Below are 4,613 nucleotides of genomic sequence, written 5' to 3' on the forward strand. Positions count from 1 at the left end.
CGCTCACGGGCCGTTCGTCCCTCACGGCCCGGCTCAACCGACGCTCGGGCCGGCTCAACCGAGGCGCCCCCGCTCAACCGGCGCGCCCCCAACCGACGCCCTCTCAGCTCTCGATCGCCCCCGCGAACTGCGACTGATACAGCCGGTAATACGCCCCCTGCTGCTCCAACAACTCGTGATGGTTGCCCTGCTCGACGATCGAGCCCTCCTCCATCACCAGGATCAGGTCCGCGTCGCGGATCGTCGAGAGCCGGTGCGCGATCACGAACGACGTCCGTCCGCTCCTCAACGCCGACATCGCCTTCTGCACCAACAACTCCGTGCGCGTATCGACCGAGCTTGTCGCCTCATCCAAGATCAGGATCGACGGGTCGGCCAGGAAGGCCCGCGCGATCGTGATCAACTGCTTCTCACCAGCCGAAACGTTCGAGCCCTCCTCATCGATCACCGTGTCGTAGCCATCCGGCAACGAGTGTACGAAGCGGTCGACGAACGTGGCCTTCGCCGCCTCGCGGATGTCCGCCTCCGTCGCATCCGGGCGACCGTAGGCGATGTTCTCGCGGATCGTGCCACCGAAGAGCCACGTGTCCTGCAACACCATGCCGATGTTCGAGCGGACCTCCCCGCGCGCCACCGACGCGATGTCCGTACCGTCGATCGTGATCCTTCCGCCGTCCAGGTCGTAGAACCGCATCAACAGGTTCACCAGGGTCGTCTTGCCCGCGCCGGTCGGCCCGACGATCGCGACGGTCTGCCCCGGCTCCGCCGTCAGATTCAGGTCGTGAATCAACGGCTGCTCGGGGGAGTAGGAGAAGTCGACGTGCTCGAACGCGATCCGCCCGTTGACGTCGCCGAGGGTGCCGTCCGGCTCATCCGACATCTCGTCGGCGTCGAGCAGTTCGAAGACCCGCTCGGCCGACGCGACGCCCGACTGCAGCAGGTTCGCCATCGACGCCACCTGCGTCAGCGGCTGCGTGAACTGCCTCGAGTACTGGATGAACGCCTGCACGTCGCCGATGTTCATCGTGCCCGAGGCGACCCGCAGGCCACCGACGACGGCGATGACGACATAGTTCAGGTTCCCGACCAGGAACATCACCGGCATGATGATGCCCGAGATGAACTGGGCGCCGAAGCCAGCCTTGAAGAGTTCCTGGTTGCGCTTGCCGAACTCCGCCTCGACCTCACGCTGGCGGCCGAATACCTTCACCAGCGAATGCCCGGTGAAAGCCTCTTCGATCTGCGCGTTCAGCTCACCGGTCGACTTCCAGTTCTGCGCGAACAGCTTCTGGGAGCGCTTGCCGATCACGGTCGTCACGATCACCGCGACCGGCACCGTGATCAGCGCCACCAGCGCCAGCGTCGGCGAGATCCAGAACATCATGATCAGGACGCCGATTAGCATCAGCAGCGAGTTGACCAACTGGGACAAGGTCTGCTGCAACGTCTGCGACACGTTGTCGATGTCGTTGGTGACGCGGCTGAGGACCTCACCCCTGGCCTGCTTGTCGAAATACTTCAGCGGAAGACGGTCCAGCTTGGCCGAGACCTGCTGCCGCATCCGGTAGACGGTGCGCTGCACGGCGCCGTTGAGCACCCAGCCCTGAATGTAGGAGAAGGCGAACGAGACGACGTAGAGGCCGAGGACCAACAGCAGCACCTGACCGATGCCGCCGAAGTCGATGCCGACGCCGGGGGTGAAGTCCAGGCCGCGGAGGAAATCGGCCTGGTCGGTGTTTCCCTGCGCGATGAGGCCGTCGATGACCTGCTGCTTGGTGGTGCCGGCCGGCACCTGCGTGCCGATCTGGCGACCCATGATGCCTGCCAGCATCATGTCGGTGGCCATGCCGAGGATCTTCGGACCGACGACGCTGAGTGCGACCGAAAGCGTGCCGAGCGCGACCGCCACGATCAGCGCGACGCGCTGCGGGCGCAGATTCGCCGTCAGCCGTTTCAGGGAGACGCCGAAGTTCGCAGCCTTCTCCCCGGTGCCGCCGCCGTGGGGACCGCCGCCGGGGCCGACACCCCTCTGCGGGCCGAACTTCGGACGTGCGTTCGCCTTCACGGGAGTGGTTTTCCTGCTCATGCCGCCTCCTCCACGCTCAGCTGCGAGGCCACGATCTCCTGATACGTGGCGTTGTCAGCTACAAGTTGTTCATGGGTGCCGCGCCCGACGATCTCGCCGTCCTCAAGGACGAGGATCTCGTCTGCGCCGGTGATGGTGGAGATGCGCTGCGCGATGACCAGCACCGACGCATCCGCCGTCTCCGGGTCGAGGGCCGCCCGAAGACGGGCGTCGGTGGCGACGTCGAGGGCCGAGAACGAGTCGTCGAAGACGTAGACGCTCGGCTCCTTCACCAGCGCGCGCGCGATCGCGAGCCGCTGACGTTGGCCGCCGGAGACGTTGGTACCGCCCTGCGAGATCGGCGACTCGAGTTGGCCGTCCTTCTCCTTGACGAAGTCCGCCGCCTGGGCGACCTCGAGGGCATGCCAGATCTCGGCCTCCGTCGCATCCGGCTTGCCGTAGCGCAGGTTCGACGCGACCGTCCCGGTGAACAGGTACGGCTTCTGCGGGACGAGCCCGACGCGGGCCCACAGGTCGTCCGGGTTGTACTCGCGCACGTCGACGCCGTCGATCTTCACGGAGCCGCCGGTAGCGTCGAAGAGCCGCGGGATCAGGTTGACCAGGGTCGTCTTGCCGGAACCGGTCGAGCCGATGATGGCGGTCGTGCGGCCTGGGGTCAGCTTGAAGGTGAGGTCCTTCAGCACTGGAGCCTCGGCACCGGGGTACGAGAATGAGACGCGGTCGAACTCGACGACGCCGCGGGCCTCGGGTGACGGGCGGGGATGCTCCGGCGGCGCAACGGAGGACTCGGTGTCGAGCACCTCCATGATGCGGTCGGCGCTGACGGCCGCGCGCGGCGCGATCATCAGCAGCATCGTCGTCATCATCACCGAGATCAGGATCTGCATGAGGTACGCGATGAAGGCGGTGAGTTGGCCGACCTGCAGGTCGCCCGTGTCGATGCGCTGGGCCCCGAACCACATCACGCCCACCGTCGAGAGGTTCATGACGAACGTCACGAACGGGAACAGGAAAGCCATCAGGCGGCCGACGGTGGTGGCCGTGTCGACCAGGTCGGCGTTGGCGTCGTCGAAACGCTTGGCCTCGTGCGGCTCGCGGACGAAGGCGCGCACGACGCGGATGCCGGTGATCTGTTCGCGGAGCACGCGGTTGAGGGTGTCGACCTTCTTCTGCATCACCTGGAAAAGTGGGCCCATCTTCGTCACGAGGACGCCGATGCCCGCGCCGAGCACGATGACGGCGGCCAGGATGATCCAGGAGAGGCCGATGTCCTCCCGCAAGGCCATGAACACGCCGCCGACCATGGTGATGGGCGCCGAGATCAGCATGACGCACGTCATGAGGACCAGCATCTGGACCTGCTGCACGTCGTTGGTGTTGCGGGTGATGAGGCTCGGGGCGCCGAACTTGTTCATCTCCTTGGTGGAGAAGGACAGCGCCTTGTCGAAGATGGCGGCACGGACGTCGCGCCCGAACTGCATCGCGGCATTGGCGCCTGCCCAGACGGCGCCGATCTGGGCGCCACCCTGGACGGCGGACAGCAGCAGCATGATGCCGCCGGTGCGCCAGATGAAGCCCGTGTCGCCCGTGACTACGCCTTCATCGATGATGCGGGCGTTGAGGGTGGGCAGGTAGAGCGTCATTGCCGTCGCGATGATCTGCAGGACGATGACGATCGCCAGCAGGCCCCAGTAGGGACGGACGTAGCGGTTTATGAGCCGCACGAGGCGGGAGATCAATGGTGTTCCTTTCGAAGTGCCCCGTGAAGGGCCAGGGAAGCGGCCGCATCGGCGTCGAGACCGGCGTCGAGATGCAGCGAGTTGCCGGTGGCGAGCAGCCTCAGGAAAGAGACGTATTGCTCCGGTGGGACACGAAGGTCGGGGGCGTGGACGGCGAACCGCTCGACGAGCCAGGCGTCAAGTTCGTCGCGCCGGGTAGAGAGCCCGTCACGGATGCACATGCCGGGGCTGCCTTCGGCCTGGTGGACGACCATCATCAGGGAGCGGATGGTGTCGATGCGGTGCTTCAGGAGGCTGAGCGTCGCATGGGTCTTCTCCTCGAGGGTGTCGCCGAGGTCGACTCCGGAGAGGAACTCGTCGAGGGCCTCACGGGAGAAGGCCGCCAGGATGGAGGCTTGGATGAGGTCCTGCATGGAGTCGAAGACGCGGAAGATGGTGCCCTCGGCGACGCCGGCGGCCTCGGCCACCTGGCGGGTGCTCACGTTCGTGCCCTGCTGTTGGATGAGGGGGAGCGTGGCTTCGATGATTGCCTTCCTGCGTTCCGCGGGAGGCATGGGGGTCGCACGAGTCACTTGGACATTCTAGTGAGTGAATACTCACTCACCAAATGAGGGGTTGGGCTGGGTGCGGGTTTGAGCAGGATTTGGGGTTCATTGGTGGGGTTTGGGCGTTGTCAGCAGACGATGCGGGCGGCGTCGGTTTGAGTGGTGGATCCTGCTCAAATCCTGGTGCCGGGTCGGGAGAGCTGCGCCGGGTTGGGGCGGGTTGGGGGTTGGGTGTGTGAGGCT

At 65.8% G+C, this 4,613-nt stretch carries 3 protein-coding genes; all 3 read right to left on the reverse strand.

What is annotated here, in order from left to right:
- Positions 1 to 103: 103 nt before the first annotated feature.
- The 3 genes from BUC15_RS18445 to BUC15_RS18455 are packed head-to-tail and all read right to left on the reverse strand — an operon-like array spanning position 104 to position 4,397.
- Positions 104 to 2,086, reverse strand: a complete 1,983-nt coding sequence (locus BUC15_RS18445; protein ID WP_073191487.1) for an ABC transporter ATP-binding protein — start codon at positions 2,084 to 2,086, stop codon at positions 104 to 106.
- Positions 2,083 to 3,825 carry an ABC transporter ATP-binding protein gene (locus tag BUC15_RS18450; protein ID WP_084189741.1) on the reverse strand — a complete coding sequence of 581 codons (1,743 nt, stop codon included), beginning with the start codon at positions 3,823 to 3,825 and terminating at the stop codon, positions 2,083 to 2,085. The genes BUC15_RS18445 and BUC15_RS18450 overlap by 4 nt, the downstream gene beginning before the upstream one ends.
- Positions 3,822 to 4,397, reverse strand: coding sequence for a TetR/AcrR family transcriptional regulator (locus BUC15_RS18455; protein WP_139280365.1), 576 nt, complete (start codon positions 4,395 to 4,397; stop codon positions 3,822 to 3,824). The genes BUC15_RS18450 and BUC15_RS18455 overlap by 4 nt, the downstream gene beginning before the upstream one ends.
- Positions 4,398 to 4,613: the final 216 nt, after the last annotated feature.

The sequence above is a fragment of the Tessaracoccus bendigoensis DSM 12906 genome (assembly GCF_900141915.1).
In the GTDB taxonomy this organism is placed as follows: Bacteria; Actinomycetota; Actinomycetes; order Propionibacteriales; family Propionibacteriaceae; genus Arachnia; species Arachnia bendigoensis.